Raw genomic sequence first — 23,305 nt, forward strand, 5'->3', positions numbered from 1 at the left:
CGACGTTACGAAGGAAGGCCCATGGCTCTGCCGCTCGCCTCAGTCCAGCTCTACACGCTCGCCAAAGAGTTCAGCGAGGACATGTCCGGATCGCTCGACAAGCTGGCCGCTCTCGGCCTGCGCAACGTCGAGGCGTTCGACTTCGTCCGCCGCCCCGACGAGATCCGCGCGGCCCTCGACGCCAGCGGCCTCGCCTCTCCCACGGGTCACGCGCCGCTGCTGTCGGACGAGCTGTGGACGCCGGACGGCTCGATCCCCACTCCCGCTCCCGAGGTCGTCTTCGAGGCTGCCGCGAAGATCGGCATGACCACGGTCATCGACCCGTTCGTCCCCGCCGAGCGCTGGTTCACCGAAGAGGGCGTCGCCGACATCGCCGAGCGCCTCAACCGTCTCGTCGAGACCGCGGCCGGCTTCGGCATGTCCGTCGGCTACCACAACCACGCGCAGGAGTTCGTGAAGTCCTTCGACGGACAGACCGCCTACGAGCGCTTCCTGGAGCTGACCGACGACCGCGTCCAGATCGAGCTCGACCTGTTCTGGGCCCTGACCGGTGGCCAGGACGTGCCGGCCCTCGTCGAGAGGTTGGGCGACCGCCTCGTCGCCGTGCACGTGAAGGACGGCATCGCCCCGGCATCCAACCCCTGGGCACCCGGCGCCGACGAGTTCGGTTCCGACTCGCTCGAGCAGCTGCGTGCCGGCACCGGTGACGTTCCGCTCGCCGCATCGCTGCACGCCGGGACGAACATCCAGTACGCCGTCATCGAGTACGACAAGGCTCCCGGTGACGTGTTCGAGGACATCGCCGCGTCGTACGCCTTCCTGAAGGACGGCGGGTTCATCGCATGACCGGCCCCGTCGGAGTCGGCATCGTCGGTGCCGGTGTCATCAGCCAGACCTACCTCGAGAACCTGACGTCGTTCCCCGACGTGAAGGTCGTCGCGATCGGCGACATCATCCCCGAGCGCGCCAAGGCCAAGGCAGAGGAGCACGGCGTCCCCTCGTGGGGCACGCTCGAGGACGTCCTCGCCAACCCCGACGTCGAACTCGTCGTGAACCTCACGATCCCCGAGTCGCACATCGCGGTCTCGTCGCAGGCGGTCGCCGCCGGCAAGCATGTGTGGACCGAGAAGCCGCTGGGCCTCGACCGCGAGGGTGCCCGTCAGCTGCTGAAGGATGCCGACGCCGCCGGCGTCCGCGTCGGCTCGGCGCCCGACACGATCCTCGGCCCGGGCTTCCAGTCCGCGAAGCGCGCCATCGCCGAGGGCGTCATCGGTACGCCCCTGTTCGTGCAGACGGCGTTCCAGACGCAGGGGCCCGACCTCTGGCATCCGGAGCCCGCGTTCCTGTTCGCGAAGGGTGCCGGACCCCTCCTCGACATGGGGCCGTACTACTTCTCGGCTCTCGTCAGCCTGCTGGGGCCCATCGCCGGTGTCGCGGCGCGCGGATCGCGCTTCCGCACGGAGCGTCACATCCACACCGGTCCCCGCGCCGGTGAGACCTTCCCCGTCGAGGTCCCCTCGTCGGTGCAGGTGCTCTCGACGTTCGAGGGCGGCCAGCACGGCACGCACCTGCTGAGCTTCGACTCGGCGCTCGAGCGTCACGGTGTCGTCGAGATCCACGGCACCGAGGGCTCGATCGTGCTGCCCGACCCCAACCGCTTCGACGGTCCGACCCGCTACGTGAAGCCGCTCGGCGTCTTCCGCGACGGGATGAAGACCGAGCAGGAGTGGATCGACGTCGAGCAGCAGGGCACGGTCGTCGGCCGCGGTCTCGGTGTCCTCGACATGGTCCGCGCGATCGCGGAGAGCCGGACGCACGTCGCCACCGGCGAGCTCGGCTTCCACGTCCTCGACGTGCTGCTGTCGGCTCAGGACTCGGCGGAGACCGGCCAGTACCTCGAGATCGACAGCACGGTCGCGCCGGTGCCCGCCGTGCCGGTCGACTTCGACCCCTTCGCCAGCACGCTCTGATCGGCTGACACTGCGACGGCCCGGATCCCTGGCGGGGTCCGGGCCGCCGTTCGTGCGGTCAGTTCGGCTGGTTCGCGCGCACGCGGAACCACAGGCTCAACTCGCGCGCAGCGCGCAGAGTGGCCGACGGATCGCCATGCGATTCGAGGTCGTCGAAGGTGTCGCGGAAGCCCTCGGGTGCGTCGCCCTGGGGCATCGTGATGGGCTCGAAGCCCATCGTCCACTCGGCGAAGTTGCGTTCCTCGATGAACTCGTCGATCAAGACCCGCAGGTGGTCGTGGCGCGGGTCGCGCTCGATTTTGCCCATGGTCTCGCGGACGGCCTGCTCGGGACCTTCGAGGATCTGGATGAAGCGGCCGTTCCGATAGAGCAGCATGCCCGTGATGCCCCGCTCCGAGTTCGCCGCCCGGCACTGCTGGAGCAGCTCACCGAGCGCCTCGTGGCTGAACGGCGCGGTGGCGGTGCTGGAGTACACGACGGAGAACACGGTGTCGTCGGCGGTGGTCATCGGGTCTCCCGGATCGTGAGGATGCCGTCCGCGCCCGGAGCGGGCGTCGGAGCCGACGAGAGCGTGCGCATCGCGGACACCAGGTCTGCGAACGTGCCGATCAGGGCGGACCGCATGTCGAAGGCCGCGAACCGTCCGTCGGTGCGCCGCTCGATGTAACCGAGGAAGTTGCCGTCGCGGCTGCCGACGTGGAAGCCGTCTTCGACGCGCGCCCAGACCGTGCCGGGGGATGAGTAGTGCTCGGGCACGGGGACCTCACTTGCTCGTGGTGCTGACTTGCCACGCTAGGTGAGGGGCTCGAAGCCCGCCCGGGCTTGACAACCCCCGGGGGTACTCACCCGCGCGTCACCGGTAGTTGATGAACTGCAGGTCGACGTCGAGGTCGGCGGCCTTCAGCATCCGCTGGACTTCCTGCAGGTCGTCACGGGACTTCGACTGCACGCGCAGCTCGTCGCCCTGGATCTGCGCCTTGACCGACTTGGGGCCCTCGTCGCGGATCAGCTTGGTGATCTTCTTCGCGTCCTCGGAGGAGATGCCCTCCTTGAGGGTGGACACGAGCCGGAACTCCTTGCCCGAGGGCTGCGGGTCCTCGGACTCGAGGCTCTTCAGCGAGATGCCGCGCTTGATCAGCTTCGACTGGAAGACATCGAGCACGGCCTTCGCCCGCTCGTCGCTGTTCGCCTTGATGAGGATCGACTCGCCGCTCCACTCGATCGAGGCGCCGGTGCCCTTGAAGTCGTAGCGCTGCTCGACCTCCTTGCGCGCCTGGTTGAGGGCGTTGTCCGCCTCCTGACGATCCACCTTGCTGACCACGTCGAACGAAGAGTCTGATGCCATGCGTTCGAGGGTACCGCTGTACCGAGCGGATGCCGCGGGTCCCGGCATCCACATCGTTGCGCGCCCGTGATGCGCGGCCGCTAGCGTCGAGGCATGGATCGTCGGGGGAAGATCATGGTCGGAATCGCCGTGGGGGCCGTGGTGGGGTTGCTTGCGCTCGCGGCGCCGGCCGTCATCGGCATGATCCCGACCGACGAGGTGGTCGCGGAAGCACCGTCCCCGTCGGCCACGCCGATACGGATCGCGTCCCCGACGCCGACGCCGACGCCGACGCCGACGCCGACGCCGGAGCCGACGCAGCCCGCACCGGTCGAGACCACTCCGGCGCCGCCCGAGAGCAAATGCCTCGGCGTTCCGCCGGGCAAGGATCGGGGGTCGATCTCTCCCGGTGCGACGGGGGCCGTCGAGCGCTCGAACGCGGAGGGACTCGCGACGGTCTACCGCGTCGTGTCCAACGATTCGTACTGGGCGATCGTCGAGCGGTTCTGCCTCGACAGCGGCGACTTCGACGCCGCGAACGCGTTCGACGGGGCGGGCGAGATCTACGAGGGTGACTATCTCGCCATCCTCTCCGAGGGCACCGCGACGGCCGCCGCGCTCAACGAGGCGAACAAGGGCGGGTATCGCACCCACCAGGACTGCGACGGGATCGCCCGCATCGAATTGTCGACGCCCGACTCCTCTGGTCGCATCGCGGTGACAATGAGGGGGACGATCGTCGACACCGGCACGGGCGAATACGCCGAGGGGCCGGTCGAGAACGTCGACGGCACGCCCACCTTCTACACGGTGCAGCCGGGCGATACGTACCGCGGGATCGGCGACCGGTTCTGCGTCGACGCGATCACCGTGCAGCAGTTCAACCAGGCCGGGGGCCCGGAGCATGTCCTCCAGCCCGGAGACCGCGTGCAGCTGCGCCCGACGAGCCGGTCGATCGAATCTCAGGGCTGATCACCGCGCGCCGACCATGACCGCAGGCTCGGCGCCCCTACTCTGACCACGTGAGCACGCCCGCACCCCCTCAGCTCGCGCAGCGTGCCTGGGGCATCGCCGCCGTCGTCATCGTGGTCCTGTCGGTCCTGCCGACGTTCCTCGTCCTCCTTCTGGTTGCGACGGTCGACGAGCAGTACGGCTGGCTCCTCATCGTCACCTTCGCCTTGCTCGTCGCGGGTGGGTCGGCCGCGATGCTCGCCGGCATCGTCGGTCTCGTCTTCGCCGGCATCCGCCGGAGCGGGTTCGTCTGGCCGGCGATCGGAACGGTCCTGGGGATCGGACTCGTCGGCGCTGCGTCGATCATCCTCGCGATCGGAAGCTGACGACGGAGCCGCGGCATCCCCTCCTTCGTAGACTGGACTGATGCGGCCGCTGACAGAGGACCAGTTGCGCGACGTGCTCGTCAACGCGACGAAGGACGAACGCACCCGTCTCGAACTGCCCCACGACTTTCCAATCCTCGAATGGGATCACCTCGACTTCCTCGCCTGGCGCGACCCCACGACGCGCAGCCGCGGCTACGTCGTCGCCGAGATCGGCGGCGAGCCCACGGGCATCGTCCTGCGGGCCGCGAACGGCGCCGCCCACGCCCGATCGGCGATGTGCAACATCTGCCACACGATGCAGCCCGGCAACCAGGTGACGATGTTCACTGCGCGACGGGCGGGGGATGCCGGCGACCGCGGCGACAGCGTCGGCACCTACGTGTGCGCCGATCTGACCTGCCATGACAACGTGCGGATCGCCGCGCCGCTGGCGCCGAGCGAGATCCGCGCGAGCGTCGATCGGCGGATCGACGGCACCCGACACCGCCTCGAATCCTTCGTCGAGCGCGTCGCCGCGGCCGCCTGACGCCTCGGTTTTCGTCACGCCCTCAGGGAGGGTAGTATCGGTGATCGCGCCTCCGGTCGACTGCGAAAGCCGGGCGGGTGCGCACCTGGCGAGTTACCCAAGCGGCCAAAGGGATCTGACTGTAAATCAGACTGCATTGCATTCGGGGGTTCGAATCCCTCACTCGCCACCACACGAAGAGCCGCGGAGCATTCCGCGGCTCTTTCTCATTCCCCCGGTGGCCAGGGCAAGCCCTGTGGAGATCGCGTTGCCGCACCGCGCGGTCTGACAGGATGGGGGCGAGGGCGGGGGGAGGCCTCCGCCGAAGGGATGTCGAGGATGAGCGAACCGATCACCGCCCCCAGTTCGAGCAAGATCTTCAGAGCCGCGATCTGGGTCGCCATCGGCGCGCTCATCGCAGCTGCGATCGTGTGCGTCGTGTGGGTCATCGTCGGCGACTCCGCCGGCATCGTCGGACGGGCGTTCCTCACGATCCTGCTGCTGGCCGCTTTCGCCGGGCTGTCGATCCTCGAGGCATCCCTCGCCAGCCGTCGACCGGCGTGGTTCGCTCTCGCGAGCATCGTGTCGTGGGTCGTCGCGCTCATCATCGGGGCTTTCCTGATCTGGATGCCGGATGCGGGCGACAACTACGGTGTCGGCGTCGAACGCTTCTTCAAGTACATCGTCATCCTGCTGGTCCTGCAGGGGGCCCTTCTCCACATCCGTCTCTACGTGAAGTCGTTCACGCGTCACCAGACGACGTTCACCAGCATCGTGGCCTACGTCACGATGGGCCTCATCGTCATCCTCGCGTTCATGCTCGTGATCCCGCTGATGCTGGGCGAGTTCGTCGACTTCCGCGACATCTACTGGCGTGTGCTCGTCTCGGTCGCGATCCTCGCTGCCGTCGGCACGGCTCTCGTTCCTCTCGTGAACGCCCTCTTCGCGCCGAAGAAGGAGCGTCCCCAGGCGGTCGGTTATGCGGCGCAGGGCTACGGCGCACCCGCCTATGCGCCGCAGACGGCGTACGCCCCGCACGATGCCGCGCCAGCAGCGCCGGTCCAGGCGTGGCCGACGTACGCGGACGGTCGCACCCCGCTCCCGGTGATGCCCGACGGCAGCCCCGATTGGAACGCGTACTACACGGGTCAGCCGACCTACGCTCAGCAGCCCTACGGCGCGGGCGCCGAGGTGCCCCCCGCGCCGCCCGCGCCGATCCCCGGCGAGCCGGCGCAGCCCGCATCACCGGCGCAGCCTGCACCACCGGCGCAGCCTGCACCGCCGGCCCAGCCCGATCAGCCGGTTCCTCCCATGCCGCCGGCTCCGGGGACGCCCGACGTTCCGCCGCCGCCGCGCTACTGAATCCTGTTCCTCGAACCGCCCGGGACGCCTCGCCCTCCGCGAGGGCGTCGCGGGCGGTTCGTCGTTCCGCGGGCGACGGCCGCCGGGCGGCGTACCGTGGAGGGATGAATCCCGCCGCGCTCGCCGACCTCGCCCTCGACATCGCTCGCGAAGCGGGTGAGCTCGCCCGCACGCGCCGTGAAGAAGGTGTCGCGATCGCCGCGACCAAGTCGGCGCTCGCCGACATCGTGACGGAGGCGGACCGCGAGGTCGAGGCGCTCATCCGTGCCCGTCTCGCGACCGAGAGGCCCGATGACGGGTTCCTCGGCGAGGAGTCCGGCGCCGAGCGGGGGACCTCCGATATCACGTGGGTCGTGGACCCCATCGACGGCACCGTGAACTACGCCTACGGGATGCCGCACTACGCCGTCAGCATCGCAGCGGTCTCGGGAGAGCCCACGCCGCCGACCTGGACCGCGCTCGCCGGGGTCGTGCACAACCCCGCCATCGACGAGACCTTCCACGCGATCCGAGGCGAGGGCGCATGGCGAGGAGAGCACCGGTTGACGGTGTCGAGCGTCGGTGAAGCCGGCGGGCTCGTCGCCACAGGCTTCGGATACGACCCGAAGCACCATGCGGAGGACCTCGCGAGGGTCGCCGCCGTCATGCCGCTCCTGCGCGACCTGCGCCGCGCAGGCGCCGCATCCCTCGACCTGGCGTACGTCGCAGCCGGCCGGCTGGACGGGTACTTCGAGCGGGGACTGCACCCGTGGGACCACGCCGCGGGTGCGCTGCTGGTCACAGAGGCCGGCGGACGGGTCACCGGGGCGCCCGGCGGCGCTCCCGGGCGGGAGATGACCATCGCTGCGGGCCCCGAGCTCTTCGAACGGTTGGCGGCGACGATCGGTGTGTGAACCGGCATCCCATTCCCAGCCTCCGTCGTGTAGCGTGTTTATCTGATCGTTACCTTCGCTGCCCGAGCGGAGAAGATCGACCCCTGAAGCCCGCGGCCCCGGCCGCTCGACACGAGAGCCCGCACGTTTGACTTTCGATGCCTCCTCTACCGACGCGCCCGCAGCGCGTCGTAGCCGGCGACCCGCTGTGTCCGGCCCCGCGCCGTTGACCCGTGCGGAGTACCGTCGGCAGGCTGACGGAGCTGTCGTCTCGAACGAGGTCCCCGCCATCGCTCAGACGGTGGAGGCGCCCGCTCTGCGCCGGCGGCGCGCGCGCGAGGCGTCCGCAGCCGTCGAAGCGGTCACCGCGGTCGCTGCCGAGCCGGTTGCGGAGGCACCCGTCGTGGCGTTCGTCGCGCCCGAGCCGGAGCTCGCCCAGGCGGCACCGGCGTCGATCGCGGAGACCGTGATCGCCGAGGCCGCCGCGGCCACTCTGCCGCGGCGTCGCCGGTCACGGCCGGCCGCTCCCGCCGTCCCGGTCCCCGAGGTCCCCGTTCACGAATTCCTCGACGAGACCATCGTCCTCCCGGCCGCGGACTCCGTTCACTCCTCCGCGCATGACGCGGCGCCCAGCATCGACGAGTTCGAGCTCGCCGCGAAGGTCTTCTCCTTCACGGGCGAGACGCCGATCCAGGTCGCCCGTGCGGCAGCCGAGGCTGACGAGCAGGCGCAGCCCACGACAACTCGGGTGCGCATGGCGGATCAGCCCGCTCGCCCCCGTCGTGGCCGGATCATATTCAAGCGGGTCGCCGCGGCATCCTTCTCCGTCAGCGTCGTCGGGGTCGTCGGACTGCTCGCCATCGGCATCACGACTCCCGTCGCCGCCGTCGGCGCGTTCGGCCAGGAAGTGCGGGGCGACATGACGCTCGCCAGCGACGCGACAGACGTCGACGCCCCTGAGATCCAGGCGTACGTCGCCGGCTCCGCCACGGCGGCGAAGGATCTCGCCCGTTCCGACGAATACGACATCGAATCCATGGCCGACGTCGCCGCCGAGTCCGGTGTCACCGCGTTCGCCGGCACCTGGGTGAACGACGCCACGGCCGCCGTGCAGTGGCCCTTCCCCGTGGGCGTGCCGATCTCGGCGCAGTTCGGCTCGACGTCCTACCTCTCGAAGTTCTCGCGTGCTCACCACGGCACGGATTTCACCCCCGGCCGGGGAGCCGAGATCCACGCGGTGGCTGCGGGAACCGTCCGCATCGCTACCGAGGCCGGCGGCGACTACGGAGTGACGGTCGTCATCGACCACATCATCGACGGTCAGCTCGTCTCGACCCGCTACGGGCACATGGAGTACGGCTCGCTGCGCGTCTCGCCCGGAGAGACCGTCGAGGCCGGTCAGGTCATCGGCCAGGTCGGCAGCACGGGCAAGTCCACCGGCCCCCACCTGCACCTCGAGGTGCTGCTCGGCGGGACCACGCGCATCGATCCGCTGCCGTGGCTGAAGGAGCACACGCAAGGCTGACCCGGTTACAGACGGGTGCCGCGACTCTGGTATCCTCTTCTAGTTGCCCGCTTGCGGGCAGCACGCCCCGATAGCTCAGTGGCAGAGCACTTCCATGGTAAGGAAGGGGTCGTCAGTTCAATCCTGACTCGGGGCTCGCAGCATCCTTCAGATGCGCCACGGCGGGGTAGCTCAGCTGGTCAGAGCGCACGACTCATAATCGTGAGGTCGCGGGTTCAAGCCCCGCTCCCGCTACGCAAAACCCCTGGGCTCCACCCCGGGGGTTTTGTCATGTCCGGGCGGGGGTCAGCGCGCCGGATCCAGAGCGTCCAGCAACGCATCCTCCGGATCGACCGGACAGGGTGGCCGCCGCTCACGGCGTGCACGCGACAGGAACGCCACTGCTCGCGCCGCTGCTGCGCAGATGCCGCAGAGTGCGGCGAAGCCCAGCATCCGCGGACTCAGGACGGGTTCGCCCTCCAGTGACGTCCACGGGAGCATCGCCCAAAAGACGGGCACCGAGGCCACAGCGCCCAACGCCCCGAACGCGACGATGTGCACCCACGTCGAGGTGACGGTCCGCAACGCTCGCGCCGTCAACCATGCCAGCGGCGAGCCGAGGCAGCAGAGGATGAACACGGCGACGGTGCTGAAGGCGAGGAACCAACCGAGATAGTCGAACCCTCCGCCTGGCGAGGACGCCTCTGCCACCCAGTACGCACCGACCATGACCGATCCGAGCGCCCACGTCGTGAGCGTATGCACCGTGGCGTCGGCCAACGTGAACGGCACCTGTGCATCGGCAGCGGTATCCATGACCTGAATCTGACACAGATCTTCGGGGAGATGAAGACGCAGGTCGAACCGCGGCATCCTCACCTGTCGACGGATGCAAGGGATTCGACGCGACACGCCGCCTCACCGGGTCGGTGGGCGGCGTGTCGAGCACGATCTGTTGCATCGGTGAATGCGATGCGTTGTTCGAGAGGTCAAATGTCGATGGGGGAGAGGTCGCCCTCGCCCTCCTCGCCGAGCTCGACGACGACCGGATCCTCGCCCTGCGACTCGGGCTGGATGTCGGTGCCGGCATATGTCTCCTCGGGCTCGTCCGCGGGGATGTCGAGGGGGCGTCCCTCGAACTCGGCGTCGGCGGCCTCGGTGTCTCCGACCGTGGTGTCCTCGGTGGGTGCGTCGTTCGGGTCGAGGCGGATGCCGTCGTCGCCGGTCTGCTCGGGAGTGCTCATGGTGTTCCTTCCTTCGAGAACCCCCACCCTCACCCACTCCACCTTGCTCGCGCAGAGGCTGTCGCCTCGCGCCGGGCTGGGCTACCCTGCCGCGGTGACCACGCGACTGCTGTTGATCTCCGACACCCATATCCCCGGCCGCGCCCGCACCCTGCCCGACGCGGTCAGACGCGAAGCGGATGCCGCCGATCTCACGATCCACGCCGGCGACTGGGTTGCGGCATCCGTCCTCGACGACCTGCGCCAGCACGGCGACGTCCTCGGGGTGTACGGCAACAACGACGGCGACGATCTGCGCGCCGTCCTGCCCGAGGTCGCGCGCCGCGAGATCGAGGGCGTCCGCGTCGCCGTCGTGCACGAAACGGGGCAGAAGCAGCGCCGCGAGGAGCGGATGGATGCCGCCTTCCCGGGCACCGACCTGCTCGTGTTCGGCCACAGTCACATCCCGTGGGACACGACGGCGCCGAGTGGCATGCGCCTCCTCAACCCCGGCTCGCCGACCGACCGGCGGCGGCAACCCGACCACACGCTGATGGTGGTCGAGGTGGCGGACGGCGGCATCCGCTCCGTCGAACTCCGGAGCATCTGACGGGTTGCACCCCGTCGTCGGAGGAGTACTATCGCTGTCGGATTGCTAGAAAAGCGAGGTAAATCTCATGGCGAAGGACTCCCGCCGGTGGCTCGGACTGGTCTTCATCAGTGTCGCGGTGTCACTCATCATCGTCGACTCGACGATCGTCAACGTCGCCGTGCCGTCGATCGTCGAAGAGCTGAAGATCAGCTCGACCGAGGTCCAGTGGGTGCAGGAGGTCTACACCCTCGTGTTCGCCTCGTTCCTGCTGCTGTTCGGCGCCTTCGCCGACCGTTTCGGCAGGCGGCGGGTGATGCTGATCGGCGTCTCGGTCTTCGCCGCGTCGTCGGTGCTCGCGAGCGTCGCACCGACGGGTGAGCTGCTGATCCTCGCGCGCTTCGTGCAGGGCGTCGGCGGAGCGATGATCCTCCCGACCACCCTGTCCCTCATCAACTCCACGTTCCGCGGCCGTGAGCGCGGCATCGCCTTCGCCGTCTGGGGGTCGACGATCGGTGGCATGGCGGCGGTCGGTCCGCTCCTGGGCGGCTGGCTGACCACCGCGTTCTCGTGGCGGTGGGCCTTCGGCATCAACATCCCCCTCGGCATCATCATCGTGATCGGTGTTCTGCTGACCGTCGCGGAGTCGCGCGAGACCCGTAGGCGCTCGATCGACGGCGTCGGCGCACTGCTGTCGGTGATCCTCTTCGGCTCGCTCGTGTTCGGCCTCATCGAGGGCCGGACCTTCGGCTGGTGGCTCGCCGAGGACGGGCTCACGATCGGCGGCTGGACCTGGCCCCTGGCCGTCTCGCCGATCCCCTTCGCGTTCGCCATCACGCTCATCGCGCTGGTCCTGTTCGTCTGGTGGGGGCTCCGCCGCGGCCGCCGCGGCCAGGACCCGCTCATCGACTTCTCGCTGCTGAGCATCTCGTCGTTCCGGAACGGCAACATCGCGGCCCTCGTCGTCTCGCTCGGCGAGTTCGGGCTCATCCTCGCGCTGCCGCTGTGGCTGCAGTTCGTCCTCGGCTTCGATGCGCTCCAGGTCGGCCTGCTGCTCCTCGCCCTCGCCGGCGGATCGTTCATCGCCAGCGGCGCCGCGGGCGCGTTCAGCGGAAAGGTCCCGGCCGTCGTCGTGGTGCGCCTCGGCATCCTGGCGGAGATCGTCGGCATCGCGTGGGCAGGGTTCATCATCGGACCGGATGCCGCCTGGGGCTGGCTCATCCCCGCCCTCGCCGTCTACGGGTTCGGCGTCGGACTCGCGACCGCCCAGCTGACGGGTGTGATCCTGCAGGACGTCCCCGTCGAGAAGTCCGGCCAGGGTTCGGGCATGCAGTCCACCGCCCGCCAGGTCGGATCGGCACTCGGCGTCGCGATCCTTGGGACGGTGCTGTTCACGACGACCGGCGGTGTGCTCGCGGCATCCCTCGACGATGCCGGTGTCCCGTCCGCCGCCGCCGACAAAGTCGTGACGGCCGTCGTCGACTCGGCCGGAGCAGCCATCGCCGGGCTCGAGGCGGACCCGTCGCAGGCGCAGATCGCGGATGCCGCGCGCACCGCCTTCTCGGACGGCACCCGCGCGTCGGCCCTGACGGCCGCGGGCTTCCTCGTCATCGGTCTCGGAGCGACGTTCGCCCTCGGCTCCGGCCGCCGCCGCGACGACGAGGCTCAGAAGTCCCGACCGGCGGAGCGCGTCCACGGGTCGTAGTCGACCTCGAGCGGCTCCTGGGCCGGGCGTTCGGCTGCGGGGACGTGTTGCAGGTTGACGCGCACGCGGTACCAGAGCGAGCTCGACCCGCGCATGCCGTCGACCATCACATCGGCGGGGGAGAGGTGCGCAGCGACGTCGGGGTGGCGTTCGCGCCACCGGTCGAGCCCGCCGAGCGCCTCGTCTTTCGTTGCGGCGCGGGAGATCTCGATGAGCGGCATCGTCGACTGCCGCCGCCCCGAGCCGTCCCCGCCGCGTGGTGCGCGTTCGGCGGGTCCGAGCTCCTCCGCGAGCGCCAGCAGCTGCGCGAGTGATCCGGGAGCGTCATCGATGCCGGCGTGGGCGTCCCCTCGCTCCGCGAAGAGGGCGGGCACCGTCCGGACGGTGAACTCCTCCGGACGGATCGTCCGCAGCGCGTCCCATTCCACCGGCATCGAGACGCGTGCGTCGGCGAGAGGCCGCACGGAGTACGCCGACGCGACCGTCCGGTCCTTCGCATTCTGGTTGAAGTCGACGAAGACGCTCTCGCCGCGCTCCTCCTTCCACCAGTGCGCGGTCGCCAGCCCCGGCGCGCGGTTCTCGATCTCGCGCGCGAACGCCTGGGCCGCCAGCCGCACCTGCGCGTAGTCGTGCTGCCGATCGGTACGGACGAGGATGTGGATGCCGCGCGAGCCCGACGTCTTCGGCCACCCCACGAGTCCGACATCGGCCAGCAGGTCGCGCGCGACGAACGCGACGTCGACGATCTGCGACCACTCCACCCCGGGCATGGGGTCGAGGTCGATGCGGAGCTCATCGGGGTGGTCGAGGTCGTCGGCGCGGACGGGGTGGGGATTCAGGTCGAGGCATCCGAGCCCCACCGCCCAGACCAGGCCCGCGGCATCCCGGATCACGGCCTCCTCGGCGCTCGTCCCCGAGGCGTAGCGGAGCGTCGCGGACGAGACGAAATCCGGTCGGTTCTCCGGGACGCGCTTCTGGAAGAAGGCTTCGTGGTCGATCCCCTTCACGAAGCGCTTCAGCACCATGGGTCGGTCCGCGACGCCGCGGAGCGCTCCGTCGGCCACCGCGAGGTAGTACTCCGCGAGCTCGCGCTTCGTGATCCCGGGCTCCGGGAACACGACCTTGTCGGGGCTCGAGAGCCGCACCTCGTGCCCGTCGACCTCGAGCGTGACCGCATCGTCCTTCTTCGCCATGCGCCCGGTCTACCGCGGCGCGGGCCCGTGAGCCACGGGGTTGCGCGGACCCGGTCGAACTACGATCGGAGGGTCCCGCCCGGCATCCTTCTCTGGAGGTACACCCATGTCCACGCCCGTGACCGGCTCTGCAGCGCTCGACCACGCCGCCGACCTCGCCGAATTCGTCGCCGCGTCGCCCTCCAGCTACCACGCCGCGACGGAGGTCGCCCGCAGAGTGCGCGAGGCGGGCTTCCAGGAGCTCGACGAGCGCGAGGCCTGGCCCGCGCAGCCCGGCGGCCGGTTCTTCGTAGTCCGCGACGGTGCGGTCCTCGCCTGGGTCGTCCCGAACGGAGCGGATGCCGCGACCGGCGTCCACGTCTTCGGTGCGCACAGCGACTCCCCGGCCCTGAAGCTCAAGCCCCGCCCGACGACGGGGAGCCTCGGCTGGTTGCAGGCGGGCGTCGAGGTCTACGGCGGTCCGTTGCTGAACTCGTGGCTCGACCGCGAGCTGCGCCTCGCCGGCCGTCTCGTGCTCGATGACGGGACGAGTGTCCTCGCCGCGACCGGTGCCCTCCTGCGGCTGCCGCAGCTCGCGATCCACCTCGACCGTGAGGTCAACGACGGCCTCGCCCTCGACAAGCAGCGCCAGACCCAGCCGGTGTGGGGTCTCGGCGACGCCGACTCCGCCGACCTGCTCGGCGAGCTCGCCGCCGAAGCCGGTGTCGACGCGTCGCGCATCCGCGGGTACGACGTCGTGACGGCGGACGCCGCCCGCGGCGCCGTGTTCGGCAAGGGTGACGTGTTCTTCGCCTCGGGCCGTCTCGACGACCTGGCGTCCGTCCACGCCGGCGTCGTCGCGCTCGAACGCGCCGCCGACGGGTTCGATGCGTCCCGCATCGCCATGCTCGCGGTGTTCGACCACGAGGAGGTCGGCTCCGCGACCCGCTCCGGGGCGGCCGGGCCGTTCCTCGCGGATGTGCTCGAGCGGATCCAGCTCTCGCTCGGCGCCGACCGTGAACAGCAGCTGCGCTCGCTCGCGTCGTCATGGTGCGTCTCGAGCGACGTGGGTCACGCGGTGCACCCGAACTACGCCGAGAAGCACGACCCCGTGGTCCAGCCCCGGCTCGGCTCGGGACCGATCCTCAAGATCAACGCGAACCAGCGCTACGCCACCGATGGCGCGGGTGCCGCGGCCTGGCACGGCTGGTGCGACGTCGCCGGTGTCGGCTCGCAGGAGTTCGTCTCGAACAACGCGGTGCCGTGCGGATCCACCATCGGTCCGATCACGGCGACCCGGCTGGGGATCGCGACGGTGGACGTCGGCATCCCGATCCTGTCGATGCACTCCGCGCGCGAGCTCGCCGGGGTCAGCGATCTCCACGACCTGTCCCGCGTGGCCGAGGCGTTCTTCACCGCCTGATCGCAGGGGGAACGACGGATGCCGCGGGCCCGCCGACGTGATGTCGGGGACCCGCGGCATCCGCGGTGTCAGGGGCGATGCGTCAGGCGGCGATCAGTACCAGCCGACCGACTGCGAGTGGCCCCAGGCGCCGCAGGGGCTGCCGTAGCGACCGTCGATGTAGCCGAGGCCCCATGCGATCTGCGTCGCCGGGTTCGTCTGCCAGTCGGATCCGGCGGAGCCCATCTTGCTGCCCGGGAGGGCCTGGGGGATGCCGTAGGCGCCGCTCGAGGGGTTGGACGCCTGGTAGTTCCAGCCGGACTCCTTGTTCCACAGCGAGACGAGGCATCCGAACTGGTCGTCGCCCCAGCCGTAGCTTCCGAGCATGCCTCGCGCCGTCTCCTGCGCAGCTGCCGCGGACGTGCCGCTGGCTGCCCGCGCCACGGGGGCAGAGGCGTTCGAGCTCGAGCTGGAGCTCGAAGAGTTCGCCTCGGCGGCGGCAGCCTCCTCGGCGGCCTTCTTCTCGGCCTCGGCCTCAGCCTTGGCCTTCGCGGCGGCCTCGGCCTTGCGCTTCTCCTCGGCCTGGCGCTCCTTCTCCTTGGCCACGGCGGCGTCGAGGCGACCGCGCAGAGCGCTCGTCTGCTCGTCGACCGAGGCGATCTCGGCCTCGACGGCCTCGGTCGCGTCGCGGGTGTCGAGCAGGAGCGGAAGTCCGGCGACCGTCTCGAGCTCGTCGACCGCGTTCGACAGGTCGTCCGTGGGGACCGTCGTGTCCTTGGTTCCGACGTCGAGCTTGGAGGCCTTGATGTCGGCGGTGACGTCCTTCGACGCGGCGACGGACGTCTGGGCCTTCTCGAGCGCCGCCTGGATTCGCGACTCCGGTGCGGAGGTTGCGACGCCGTCGGTCAGGGACTCGGGGAGAGTCCGCGAGAACGAGGCGAGGGCGATCGCGGGTGTCGGAGTCTCGGCCTGTGCGGCCTGAGGGGCGGGTGCCATGGCCGTCGCACTGGCGGCGATCACGAAGGCGGTGGTCATCGTCGAGAGGACGAGGACCGGGCGGCGCCGGAGTCTGCGTTCTTCGGTTCGGGTGGAGCGGATGGAGCGGCGGGTGGGCGTGTACGTCGAGTCAGTAGGCATGCAGAAAGTAATGGTTCCGTGTAGCGGGGACACGCCTCGAAGGGCGTGCGTGACCGTTCGGGCGGGCACGAGTCCCCCACCCTGGTTCACGGACCTGAGCGTTACCCGAACGTTACCTGGACGTCCCCGATTGGTCACCCGGTGTGAAAAGTCCTGATCACGGAGCCTGGGAACTTCCTGACCCCAGCCGCGGATGCCTGTGAACGATATATCGTTGGGTATCGGTCACCACCTGAAGGAGACATCATGAACAGCTCATTCGGTTCGCAGGGCTTCGGCTCGAGCGGCTTCGGCGGCGCCGGCCGCGGGTTCGGATCGGGGCCGCAGGGCTTCGATCTCGGCAACCTCGGCGCCGGTCTCATGGAGGCCTTCGAGCAGTTCCGAACGTCCTTCGATCAGCGCCCGGCGCCCTCTCGCATGAGCCGGGGAGACGTGCGCACCGCCGTCCTCGCGCTTCTCGTGGAGAAGCCGATGCACGGGTACCAGATCATCCAGGAGATCGACTCGCGCAGCGGCGGATCGTGGAAGCCCAGCGCGGGCTCGGTCTACCCCACCCTGCAGCTGCTGGCGGACGAGGGCCTCATCGTCGCCGAGGAGGCGGGCGGTCGCAAGACCTACTCGCTCACCGACGCGGGCCGCATGGTCGCCGAGGAAGCGGCCGGGTCCGCTCCGTGGGAGAGCGCCGCGCCGACGAAGGAGCACCACCACCGCGCATCCGCTCTCCCCAAGGCCGGCGTCGAGCTGGCTCAGGCAGCGGCGCAGGTCGCCCGCACCGGGTCACCGGAGCAGGTGGCGGAGGCCGTGGAGATCCTCGACGAGGCTCGCCGCCGGCTCTACGCTCTGCTCGCGCAGGGCTGATCCGCGTGGCAGCACGGCGTCGGGAAGGCGAGGACCTTCCCGACGACCGCGACGCGCGGGCGCGCTATCGACGCATCCTCCGGTTCGCGGCGAGGGCGCTCGTCGTCACGTGGTGGTTCGAGCTCTTCCTGCCGCGGATCGGCCTCGGTTGGATCGGCGTGCGCGGACGGTCGGCGCGCATGCAGCGCATCGCACGCCGGTTCCATGCACTCGCGATCGATCTCGGTGGACTGATGATCAAGGTCGGTCAGTTCATGTCGTCGCGACTGGACGTCCTGCCTCCCGAGATCACGAAGGAACTCGAAGGTCTGCAGGACGAGGTCCCCGCCGTTCCGTTCCCCGAGATCCGCGCCGAAGCCGAAGGGCAGCTGGGGGTTCCGCTCGGTCGCGCGTTCGCGGGCGTCGAGACGGTGCCGGTGGCCGCGGCATCCCTCGGTCAGGCCCATCGGGCCCGCCTGGCGGAGGAGGATGCCGCGCTCACCGGACTCGACGCCGTCGTGGTCAAGGTGCAGCGGCCCGGCATCCAGCGGATCGTCGACACCGACCTCGCCGCGCTCCGCCGAGTCGGACGCTGGCTCAGCCACGTCCGCATCGTGTCGGACCGCGTCGACGCGCCCCAGCTCGTCGAGGAGTTCGCCGAGACGAGCCTCGAGGAGATCGACTACCTGCACGAGGCCGCCAACGGTGAGCGCTTCGCGGCGGACTTCGCCGGCGACCCGCGCGTCGGGGTCCCCGCCGTCGTCTGGGAGCGGACCTCGCGCCGGACCCTCACCCTCGAAGACGTCACGGCGATCAAGATCACCGATCACGAGGCGCTCCTTGCGGCGGGCATCGACCCGGCAGAGGTCGCCCAGGTGTTCGCCTCGGTCATGTTCGACCAGGTGTTCACGCACGGGTTCTTCCACGCCGATCCCCATCCGGGGAACATCTTCGTGACGCCGCTGACGGGGACGGATGCCGCCGGTGCCGACGCTCCGCGGTGGCGGCTCACGTTCATCGACTTCGGCATGATGGGCGAGGTCCCGCCGAGCCTGCGGAACGGACTGCGGCGTCTCATGATCGCCGTCGCGGCGCGGGACGGCGTCGCGCTCGTCCAGAGCATCCGCGACGTGGGAGTGCTGCTGCCCAGCGCCGATACGACCGAGCTCGAGCGCGCGATGACGCAGCTGTTCGCGCGGTTCGGCGGGATGGGCTTCGCCGAACTTCGAGAGGTGGACCCGCGGGAGTTCCGCGCGTTCGCGATCGAGTTCCAGGACGTCGTGCGGTCTCTGCCGTTCCAACTGCCGGAGAACTTCCTCCTCATCGTGCGCGCGATGTCGCTCACCTCGGGTGTCTGCAGTGCGCTGGACCCGGCCTTCAACCTCTGGGACGCCGTCGAGCCGTACGCCTCGCGTCTCGTGCGCGAGGAGGGACGCAACGCCGTCACCGACGTGCTGCGGCGCGCCGTCACCGGTGTGACCACGGCCGCGCGGCTTCCCGGCCGGGTCGACGGCTTCCTCACGCGGATCGAGGACCGACGCGTCTCGTTCCCCGACCCGGCACTCGAACGTCGCGTCGCCCGGTTGGAGCAGCTGGGACGGCGGACCCTGTCGGGGCTGCTGTTCGCCGCACTCCTCGTGGGCGGTGCCACCCTTCGCCCGGACGATCCCGTGCTCGGCGGCGTGCTGATGACCGGCTCCCTGCTGCCGCTGGGTCATGCCCTTCTCGCCGGGGTGTTCGGCCGCCGCTGGTGAGGCGGGGCGCCGCCTAGGATGAGTCGGGCGCGCCGGCACGGCTCGAACGGCGCGCGCGGAGGAGGCGGCATGGCCGGCAATCGCAGGACCTGGATCCTCGTCGACGGTGAGAACATCGACGCGACGCTCGGCGGCTCGATCCTGGGGCGGCGTCCGCAGCCCGATGAGCGGCCCCGATGGGACCGGATCCTCTCCTTCGTCGCCGACCAGTGGAATCAGGACGCGCGCGGGCTCTTCTTCCTGAACGCCTCGACGAACCTGCCGATGTCGTTCGTGCAGGCCCTCCTCGCGCTCGGCTACCAGCCCGTGCCGCTGTCAGGCGACCCCGACGAGAAGGTCGTCGACCTCGCCATCCAGCGGACGCTCCGCGCCCTGCAGGAGCACGGCGACGACGTCGTGCTCGTCAGCCACGACGGCGACTTCGTCGACGACCTCGGCGTCCTCGCCGACGGCTCGCGCCGGGTGGGTGTGCTGGCCTTCGAGGAGTTCCGCAACGCCGGCTTCGCTCAGATCCCCGGCATCCGCTTCTTCGACCTCGAATACGACGCGGGAGCGTTCGACGCGCAGCTGCCGCGCGTGCGGATCATCCCCATCGACGAGTTCGACCCGGAGCAGTTCCTGCGCTGAGCGGGGTCAGGCGAAGCGCACCCAGTTCGCGCCGCGACCGGTCTCGTACCGGCCCTGCAGGTGCAGGTCGGCGTCGTCGACGCGGTAGAGGGACACCGTCGTCGAGCCCTCGCCGGCAGCGACGAGGAGCGTGCGGTCCGGGCTGACGGCGAAGCCGCGCGGCTGCGTCTCGGTCGAGACGAACCCCGCGGGCTCCGAGAGAGAGCCGTCGCCGTCGATGCGCAGCGCGGCAAGGGTGCTCGCCGTGCGCTCGGACGCCCACACCACGCCGTCGGTGAGGTGGATGTCCGCACCCCAGACGTAGTGGTTCTCGCGCGGGTCCTCGTCGATGACGCTGTGGCGGAGCTTCTCGGACGGATCGTGAGCGGGGGTCGCGTCGATCAGGTCGAGCGTTCCGGTCGCGGAGTCGCGGCGGTAGCGGAGCACCTCGCCGGTGAACTCGGTGAGGACGTAGACGGTCGCCTCGTCGTCGCTGAACGCGAGGTGCCGCGGCCCGCTCCCGGTGGGGGCTTCGGCGGTCGCCGGCTCGAGGGGCGACAGGGAGAGGTCTTCGCCCAGGGCGTACTGGGCGATGAGGTCGGTCTCGAGCGAGACGAAGTAGGCGTGGCGCCCGTCCCCGCTCGCGAGCACCGAGTGCAGACGGGGGAAGCGAACCTCGGCGGTCGGCGCCGAGACGACACCGCCCTCGCCGACGGCGCAGACGATGCCGTAGCCGCCCGAGTAGGCGGCACCGAGGAGGGCCGACCCGCCGCGGGTGAGGGCGAGGTAGTTCATCGCGCCGCCGGGCAGCGCGACGCGCGAGAGCGGGGTCAGCGCGCCGGTCTCGCGGTCGAGGGCCAGGGTGAGGATGCCGGCCTCCGCGTTGTCGTCGTCCGCCTTCACCGACGCGTACACGAGGCCGCGGTCGCCGTCGACGGCGAAGTTCGAGCACCCGGTGGTTCCGGGCGTCACGGCGAGGCGTTCGAGCCCGGCATCCGTCACGCGGAAGGTGCTGATCGAGGAGTCACCGGCGTTGGCCACGAGGACGAGTGAAGAGGACATGAATCGATCGTATGCCGCTCCCTGCGAGCGGTGCCGCGTCGGCGCGGGAGTAGGGTCGTCGCATGCGTTTCGTGTCGGATCTGCCCTCGTGACCGCGCTCCCGACCACCGACCGTACGCCGCGCTACTACCTGAGCGCCCTCGCGATCGGCCTGCTCGCCGGGCTCATGTCGGGGATGTTCGGCGTCGGCGGCGGCACGGTCATCGTCCCGCTCCTGCTGACGCTGCTCGTCTTCGATCAGCGGCGGGCAGCGGGGACCTCGCTCGCCGCCATCGTGCCGACCGCCGCCGTGGGCGTCATCTCCTACGCCGCCGTCGACGCCGTCGCCTGGATCCCCGCGATCATCCTCGCGGCGGCCGCCGTCGTCGGCGCTCAGATCGGCACCTGGCTGCTGGCGCGGCTGCCCCAGAACGCGATCCGCTGGGGCTTCATCGCCTTCCTCGTCGTCGTGATCGTGATGCTGTTCATCGTGGTGCCCTCCCGTGAGGCGGAGGTCCCCTTGACGTGGGGCACCGGCATCGGGTTCGCGGTGCTCGGTGTCTTCACCGGGATCATGGCGGGCCTCCTCGGTGTCGGCGGCGGCGTCATCGTCGTGCCGGCGCTCATGTTCCTCTTCGGCACGAGCGACCTCGTCGCCAAAGGAACCTCGCTGCTGATGATGATCCCGACCGCGATCTCGGGGACGATCGGCAACCTCCGGCGCCACAACGTCGACCTCGTCGCGGCGGCGGTCATCGGCGTCGCGGCGTGCACGACCACGGCCCTCGGCGCCTGGCTTGCGACCCTCGTCGATCCCTTCACGGCGAACGTCCTCTTCGCGGTCTACCTCACCTTCATCGCGGTGCAGCTCGGGGTCAAAGCGGTCCGCGCCCATCGCGCCCGCTGACCGGGCCCGCAGGAGGCCCGGACGGTAGGATCGTGCGGTGCCTGTGAATCCCGAGTTGCTCGGTCGAGCCTTCCCGCCGACCGCCCCGTACCTCGTCGGCCGCGAGAAGGTGCGCGAGTTCGCCCGCGCCGTCTTCGCGACCGACCCGCAGCACGACGACCCCGCCGCCGCCCAGGCCCTCGGCTACGCCGACGTCGTCGCGCCGCCCACTTTCGCGATGGTGATCCAGGACATCACCCTGCAGCAGCTGCTGAGCGAACCGGACTCGGGCATCGTGCTCGAGCGCGTCGTGCACGCCGAGCAGCGCTTCCGCTACACGCGGCCCATCGTCGCCGGCGACGAGCTGACCGGGCGTCTGACGGTCACCGGCATCCGTGCGTTCGGCAAGGGTGCGATGGTGACGAGTGAGGCCGAGATCACGGATGCCGGTGGCGACCACGTCGTCACGGCGACGTCCGTCCTGCTGGTCGGAGGAGACGAATGACCTCTCTTGAGATCGGCACCGTCGTGGCCGAGCGCACCGTCCACCTGACGCGCGCGTCGCTCGTCCGGTACGCGGGAGCGTCGGGCGACTTCAACCCCATTCACTACAACGACGCCGTCGCCGAGCGCGTCGGCCTGCCCGGCGTCCTCGCCCACGGCATGCTGACGATGGGTCTGGCCGTCGAGACGATCGTGGAGTGGCTCGGCGACTCCGGGCGCATCCTCGAATACGGTGTGCGCTTCACGCGCCCTGTCGTCGTCGACGCCGAGACCGGAGCCGACGTCACGGTCGTCGCGAAGGTCGGCGCGCTCGACGGCGACGCCGTTCGGATCGACCTGACGGTCAGCCACGACGGCACCACGGTCCTCGGCAAGGCGCAGGTGCGCGTCCGCGCGGCATCCTGATGCCCGAGATCACGCCCGTCCCGCTCTCCCAGCTCACGACGCTCCGCGTCGGCGGGTCGCCGCAGCGGATGGTCGAGGCGACGACGGCCGATGAACTCGCCGACGCGCTCCGCGATGTCTGGGCGGCGGGGGACCCGTGGCTGGTCCTCGGCGGCGGCTCGAACCTGCTGTTCGCCGACGACGAGTTCGAGGGCACGGTGATCCTCGTCCGATCCACCGGGATCGAACGGCTGCCCTCGCCGAACCCGGGTCACGTGCGCCTCACGGTGCAGGCGGGCCACTCGTGGGACGACCTCGTGGCGCAGACGGTCGCGGCAGGACTGAGCGGGATCGAGGCCATGGCGGGAATCCCCGGCACGACCGGCGCCGCTCCCATCCAGAACATCGGTGCGTACGGCCAGGAGATCGTCGAGACGCTCGTCGAGGTGGAGCTGATCGACGAGTCGACCGGCGAGGTGTCGGTGGTCCCGGCATCCGATCTGGGACTCGGCCTTCGCACCTCGGTCCTGAAGAAGCACTACGGCTCGGTTCCCGAGCGTTCCGCCGTGATCCTGTCGGTGACCCTCGAACTCGCGCAGGTCGGCCACGGCGCTGTTCCCGTCCGCGGGGCGCAGCTGCGGTCGGCGCTGGGACTCGACGCGGATGCCGCGGTCCCGCTCGCGTGGATCCGCGAGACCGTCCTCGAGATCCGCGCCCGCAAGGGCATGGTGCTCGACGAGGACGACCACGACACGTGGAGTGCCGGGTCGTTCTTCCAGAACCCCGTCGTGTCGGCGCAGTTCGCCGCGACCCTCCCCGCAGAGGCGCCGCGCTGGTCGATGGCCCCCGCCCTCGAGGCGGATCGCGTCATCCCGCTCGACCGGTTCGAGGGGTTCATCCCGCCACGCACCGGAGGACCCGCTCCCGTCAAGATCAGCGCCGCCTGGCTGATCGAGCACGCGGGGATGCGCAAGGGCTTCCGTCTGCCCGGGTCGCAGGCATCGCTGTCGACCAAGCACGCCCTCGCGCTCACGAACCGGGGACGTGCGACGGCCGAAGAGGTCGCCGCCCTCGCGCGGCTCATCCAGCAGCGCGTGCAGTCCGAGTTCGGTGTGCTCCTGCAGCCCGAGCCGGTGTTCTTCGACGTCGAGCTCTGACTCGGCGCCGAGGTCCCGATCCGGCCGGAAA

At 70.2% G+C, this 23,305-nt stretch carries 26 protein-coding genes and 3 tRNA genes; 21 read left to right on the forward strand and 8 right to left on the reverse strand.

Annotated elements, in window-relative coordinates:
- Nucleotides 1-21: 21 nt before the first annotated feature.
- Together QE428_RS08290 and QE428_RS08295 are read left to right on the forward strand one after the other, a co-directional pair.
- On the forward strand, nucleotides 22-846 hold the full coding sequence (locus QE428_RS08290) for a sugar phosphate isomerase/epimerase (RefSeq protein WP_091351804.1): 825 nt from the start codon (nucleotides 22-24) through the stop codon (nucleotides 844-846).
- Complete coding sequence (locus tag QE428_RS08295; protein WP_307467988.1) at nucleotides 843-1,970, forward strand: Gfo/Idh/MocA family protein; 1,128 nt, start codon at nucleotides 843-845, stop codon at nucleotides 1,968-1,970. The genes QE428_RS08290 and QE428_RS08295 overlap by 4 nt, the downstream gene beginning before the upstream one ends.
- Before the next feature lie 58 nt (nucleotides 1,971-2,028).
- Here the strand turns inward: QE428_RS08295 and QE428_RS08300 are convergent, their stop codons facing one another.
- The 3 genes from QE428_RS08300 to QE428_RS08310 all read right to left on the reverse strand — a co-directional run bounded on the left by QE428_RS08300 (nucleotide 2,029) and on the right by QE428_RS08310 (nucleotide 3,315).
- Nucleotides 2,029-2,478, reverse strand: coding sequence for a BLUF domain-containing protein (locus tag QE428_RS08300; RefSeq protein ID WP_307467990.1), 450 nt, complete (start codon nucleotides 2,476-2,478; stop codon nucleotides 2,029-2,031).
- Nucleotides 2,475-2,726 carry a hypothetical protein gene (locus tag QE428_RS08305; protein WP_307467992.1) on the reverse strand — a complete coding sequence of 84 codons (252 nt, stop codon included), beginning with the start codon at nucleotides 2,724-2,726 and terminating at the stop codon, nucleotides 2,475-2,477. The genes QE428_RS08300 and QE428_RS08305 overlap by 4 nt, the downstream gene beginning before the upstream one ends.
- Before the next feature lie 97 nt (nucleotides 2,727-2,823).
- Entirely contained in the window at nucleotides 2,824-3,315 is a 492-nt protein-coding gene (locus tag QE428_RS08310) for a YajQ family cyclic di-GMP-binding protein (protein WP_028497481.1), read from the reverse strand.
- 93 nt (nucleotides 3,316-3,408) lie between these two features.
- On the opposite strand from QE428_RS08310, the gene QE428_RS08315 reads away from it, so the two are divergent.
- From QE428_RS08315 to QE428_RS08355, 9 genes are all read left to right on the forward strand, one after another.
- Nucleotides 3,409-4,266 carry a LysM domain-containing protein gene (locus QE428_RS08315; protein ID WP_307467996.1) on the forward strand — a complete coding sequence of 286 codons (858 nt, stop codon included), beginning with the start codon at nucleotides 3,409-3,411 and terminating at the stop codon, nucleotides 4,264-4,266.
- Between the two features lie 50 nt (nucleotides 4,267-4,316).
- Nucleotides 4,317-4,631 (forward strand): hypothetical protein, encoded by a 315-nt coding sequence (locus QE428_RS08320; RefSeq protein WP_133398535.1) that lies wholly within the window; start codon nucleotides 4,317-4,319, stop codon nucleotides 4,629-4,631.
- Nucleotides 4,632-4,671: 40 nt separating this feature from the next.
- The gene (locus QE428_RS08325) at nucleotides 4,672-5,160 is read left to right on the forward strand and encodes an FBP domain-containing protein (protein WP_091351810.1); all 489 of its coding nucleotides are present in this window, start codon (nucleotides 4,672-4,674) and stop codon (nucleotides 5,158-5,160) included.
- 87 nt (nucleotides 5,161-5,247) lie between these two features.
- Nucleotides 5,248-5,332, forward strand: a tRNA-Tyr gene (locus QE428_RS08330).
- Between the two features lie 146 nt (nucleotides 5,333-5,478).
- The gene (locus tag QE428_RS08335; protein WP_307468003.1) at nucleotides 5,479-6,501 is read left to right on the forward strand and encodes a hypothetical protein; all 1,023 of its coding nucleotides are present in this window, start codon (nucleotides 5,479-5,481) and stop codon (nucleotides 6,499-6,501) included.
- 104 nt (nucleotides 6,502-6,605) lie between these two features.
- On the forward strand, nucleotides 6,606-7,394 hold the full coding sequence (locus tag QE428_RS08340; RefSeq protein WP_307468004.1) for an inositol monophosphatase family protein: 789 nt from the start codon (nucleotides 6,606-6,608) through the stop codon (nucleotides 7,392-7,394).
- Nucleotides 7,395-7,581: 187 nt separating this feature from the next.
- Nucleotides 7,582-8,898 carry a M23 family metallopeptidase gene (locus QE428_RS08345; protein WP_307468006.1) on the forward strand — a complete coding sequence of 439 codons (1,317 nt, stop codon included), beginning with the start codon at nucleotides 7,582-7,584 and terminating at the stop codon, nucleotides 8,896-8,898.
- 64 nt (nucleotides 8,899-8,962) lie between these two features.
- Nucleotides 8,963-9,034, forward strand: a tRNA-Thr gene (locus tag QE428_RS08350).
- A gap of 24 nt (nucleotides 9,035-9,058) precedes the next feature.
- Nucleotides 9,059-9,132 (forward strand) — tRNA-Met (locus QE428_RS08355).
- A gap of 51 nt (nucleotides 9,133-9,183) precedes the next feature.
- Here QE428_RS08355 and QE428_RS08360 read toward each other — a convergent pair.
- Both QE428_RS08360 and QE428_RS08365 read right to left on the reverse strand, forming a co-directional pair.
- Nucleotides 9,184-9,693 carry a hypothetical protein gene (locus tag QE428_RS08360; protein ID WP_307468007.1) on the reverse strand — a complete coding sequence of 170 codons (510 nt, stop codon included), beginning with the start codon at nucleotides 9,691-9,693 and terminating at the stop codon, nucleotides 9,184-9,186.
- Nucleotides 9,694-9,866: 173 nt separating this feature from the next.
- Nucleotides 9,867-10,121, reverse strand: a complete 255-nt coding sequence (locus QE428_RS08365; RefSeq protein ID WP_307468011.1) for a hypothetical protein — start codon at nucleotides 10,119-10,121, stop codon at nucleotides 9,867-9,869.
- 94 nt (nucleotides 10,122-10,215) lie between these two features.
- On the opposite strand from QE428_RS08365, the gene QE428_RS08370 reads away from it, so the two are divergent.
- Together QE428_RS08370 and QE428_RS08375 are read left to right on the forward strand one after the other, a co-directional pair.
- The gene (locus QE428_RS08370; protein ID WP_307468014.1) at nucleotides 10,216-10,710 is read left to right on the forward strand and encodes a metallophosphoesterase; all 495 of its coding nucleotides are present in this window, start codon (nucleotides 10,216-10,218) and stop codon (nucleotides 10,708-10,710) included.
- A gap of 67 nt (nucleotides 10,711-10,777) precedes the next feature.
- Nucleotides 10,778-12,394, forward strand: coding sequence for a DHA2 family efflux MFS transporter permease subunit (locus tag QE428_RS08375; protein WP_307468016.1), 1,617 nt, complete (start codon nucleotides 10,778-10,780; stop codon nucleotides 12,392-12,394).
- Here QE428_RS08375 and ligD read toward each other — a convergent pair.
- On the reverse strand, nucleotides 12,355-13,587 hold the full coding sequence (ligD, locus tag QE428_RS08380; RefSeq protein WP_307468019.1) for a non-homologous end-joining DNA ligase: 1,233 nt from the start codon (nucleotides 13,585-13,587) through the stop codon (nucleotides 12,355-12,357). The genes QE428_RS08375 and ligD overlap by 40 nt on opposite strands.
- Nucleotides 13,588-13,693: 106 nt before the next feature.
- Between ligD and QE428_RS08385 the strand changes: the two genes are divergently transcribed.
- Complete coding sequence (locus tag QE428_RS08385; protein WP_307468022.1) at nucleotides 13,694-14,989, forward strand: M18 family aminopeptidase; 1,296 nt, start codon at nucleotides 13,694-13,696, stop codon at nucleotides 14,987-14,989.
- 93 nt (nucleotides 14,990-15,082) lie between these two features.
- Here QE428_RS08385 and QE428_RS08390 read toward each other — a convergent pair whose 3' ends face one another.
- Nucleotides 15,083-16,105, reverse strand: a complete 1,023-nt coding sequence (locus QE428_RS08390; RefSeq protein WP_091351822.1) for a lytic transglycosylase domain-containing protein — start codon at nucleotides 16,103-16,105, stop codon at nucleotides 15,083-15,085.
- Nucleotides 16,106-16,351: 246 nt separating this feature from the next.
- On the opposite strand from QE428_RS08390, the gene QE428_RS08395 reads away from it, so the two are divergent.
- The 3 genes from QE428_RS08395 to QE428_RS08405 all read left to right on the forward strand — a co-directional run bounded on the left by QE428_RS08395 (nucleotide 16,352) and on the right by QE428_RS08405 (nucleotide 19,323).
- Nucleotides 16,352-16,963: a PadR family transcriptional regulator gene (locus QE428_RS08395; protein ID WP_091351823.1), complete on the forward strand. Its 612-nt coding sequence runs from the start codon at nucleotides 16,352-16,354 to the stop codon at nucleotides 16,961-16,963.
- 5 nt (nucleotides 16,964-16,968) lie between these two features.
- On the forward strand, nucleotides 16,969-18,696 hold the full coding sequence (locus QE428_RS08400; RefSeq protein WP_091351824.1) for an AarF/ABC1/UbiB kinase family protein: 1,728 nt from the start codon (nucleotides 16,969-16,971) through the stop codon (nucleotides 18,694-18,696).
- A 69-nt stretch (nucleotides 18,697-18,765) separates the two neighbouring features.
- Complete coding sequence (locus QE428_RS08405; protein WP_091351825.1) at nucleotides 18,766-19,323, forward strand: NYN domain-containing protein; 558 nt, start codon at nucleotides 18,766-18,768, stop codon at nucleotides 19,321-19,323.
- Nucleotides 19,324-19,329: 6 nt separating this feature from the next.
- On the opposite strand, the gene QE428_RS08410 is transcribed toward QE428_RS08405, so the two are convergent.
- On the reverse strand, nucleotides 19,330-20,364 hold the full coding sequence (locus QE428_RS08410) for a beta-propeller fold lactonase family protein (protein ID WP_091351827.1): 1,035 nt from the start codon (nucleotides 20,362-20,364) through the stop codon (nucleotides 19,330-19,332).
- 88 nt (nucleotides 20,365-20,452) lie between these two features.
- On the opposite strand from QE428_RS08410, the gene QE428_RS08415 reads away from it, so the two are divergent.
- Genes QE428_RS08415 through QE428_RS08430 form a run of 4 tightly spaced genes read left to right on the forward strand, consistent with a single transcriptional unit; the run spans nucleotide 20,453 to nucleotide 23,274 of the window.
- On the forward strand, nucleotides 20,453-21,250 hold the full coding sequence (locus QE428_RS08415; RefSeq protein ID WP_091351829.1) for a sulfite exporter TauE/SafE family protein: 798 nt from the start codon (nucleotides 20,453-20,455) through the stop codon (nucleotides 21,248-21,250).
- 37 nt (nucleotides 21,251-21,287) lie between these two features.
- Nucleotides 21,288-21,734, forward strand: coding sequence for a MaoC family dehydratase N-terminal domain-containing protein (locus tag QE428_RS08420; RefSeq protein ID WP_165971285.1), 447 nt, complete (start codon nucleotides 21,288-21,290; stop codon nucleotides 21,732-21,734).
- A complete protein-coding gene (locus QE428_RS08425; protein WP_091351833.1) occupies nucleotides 21,731-22,138 on the forward strand; it encodes a MaoC/PaaZ C-terminal domain-containing protein in 408 nt (135 codons plus the stop codon). The genes QE428_RS08420 and QE428_RS08425 overlap by 4 nt, the downstream gene beginning before the upstream one ends.
- A complete protein-coding gene (locus QE428_RS08430; protein ID WP_307468038.1) occupies nucleotides 22,138-23,274 on the forward strand; it encodes a UDP-N-acetylmuramate dehydrogenase in 1,137 nt (378 codons plus the stop codon). Before QE428_RS08425 ends, QE428_RS08430 begins: the two co-directional genes overlap by 1 nt.
- Nucleotides 23,275-23,305: the final 31 nt, after the last annotated feature.

It is taken from the genome of Microbacterium sp. SORGH_AS_0505 (genome assembly GCF_030818715.1).
In the GTDB taxonomy this organism is placed as follows: Bacteria; Actinomycetota; Actinomycetes; order Actinomycetales; family Microbacteriaceae; genus Microbacterium.

Bases quoted from the DNA above. Each gene is read 5' to 3' on its own strand.
- QE428_RS08290 (WP_091351804.1), top strand. From the start codon at position 22: ATGGCTCTGCCGCTCGCCTCAGTCCAGCTCTACACGCTCGCCAAAGAG.
- QE428_RS08295 (WP_307467988.1), top strand. From the start codon at position 843: ATGACCGGCCCCGTCGGAGTCGGCATCGTCGGTGCCGGTGTCATCAGC.
- QE428_RS08300 (WP_307467990.1), bottom strand. From the start codon at position 2,478: ATGACCACCGCCGACGACACCGTGTTCTCCGTCGTGTACTCCAGCACC.
- QE428_RS08310 (WP_028497481.1), bottom strand. From the start codon at position 3,315: ATGGCATCAGACTCTTCGTTCGACGTGGTCAGCAAGGTGGATCGTCAG.
- QE428_RS08315 (WP_307467996.1), top strand. From the start codon at position 3,409: ATGGATCGTCGGGGGAAGATCATGGTCGGAATCGCCGTGGGGGCCGTG.
- QE428_RS08325 (WP_091351810.1), top strand. From the start codon at position 4,672: ATGCGGCCGCTGACAGAGGACCAGTTGCGCGACGTGCTCGTCAACGCG.
- QE428_RS08335 (WP_307468003.1), top strand. From the start codon at position 5,479: ATGAGCGAACCGATCACCGCCCCCAGTTCGAGCAAGATCTTCAGAGCC.
- QE428_RS08340 (WP_307468004.1), top strand. From the start codon at position 6,606: ATGAATCCCGCCGCGCTCGCCGACCTCGCCCTCGACATCGCTCGCGAA.
- QE428_RS08360 (WP_307468007.1), bottom strand. From the start codon at position 9,693: ATGGATACCGCTGCCGATGCACAGGTGCCGTTCACGTTGGCCGACGCC.
- QE428_RS08365 (WP_307468011.1), bottom strand. From the start codon at position 10,121: ATGAGCACTCCCGAGCAGACCGGCGACGACGGCATCCGCCTCGACCCG.
- QE428_RS08375 (WP_307468016.1), top strand. From the start codon at position 10,778: ATGGCGAAGGACTCCCGCCGGTGGCTCGGACTGGTCTTCATCAGTGTC.
- ligD (WP_307468019.1), bottom strand. From the start codon at position 13,587: ATGGCGAAGAAGGACGATGCGGTCACGCTCGAGGTCGACGGGCACGAG.
- QE428_RS08385 (WP_307468022.1), top strand. From the start codon at position 13,694: ATGTCCACGCCCGTGACCGGCTCTGCAGCGCTCGACCACGCCGCCGAC.
- QE428_RS08390 (WP_091351822.1), bottom strand. From the start codon at position 16,105: ATGCCTACTGACTCGACGTACACGCCCACCCGCCGCTCCATCCGCTCC.
- QE428_RS08395 (WP_091351823.1), top strand. From the start codon at position 16,352: ATGAACAGCTCATTCGGTTCGCAGGGCTTCGGCTCGAGCGGCTTCGGC.
- QE428_RS08405 (WP_091351825.1), top strand. From the start codon at position 18,766: ATGGCCGGCAATCGCAGGACCTGGATCCTCGTCGACGGTGAGAACATC.
- QE428_RS08410 (WP_091351827.1), bottom strand. From the start codon at position 20,364: ATGTCCTCTTCACTCGTCCTCGTGGCCAACGCCGGTGACTCCTCGATC.
- QE428_RS08425 (WP_091351833.1), top strand. From the start codon at position 21,731: ATGACCTCTCTTGAGATCGGCACCGTCGTGGCCGAGCGCACCGTCCAC.
- QE428_RS08430 (WP_307468038.1), top strand. From the start codon at position 22,138: ATGCCCGAGATCACGCCCGTCCCGCTCTCCCAGCTCACGACGCTCCGC.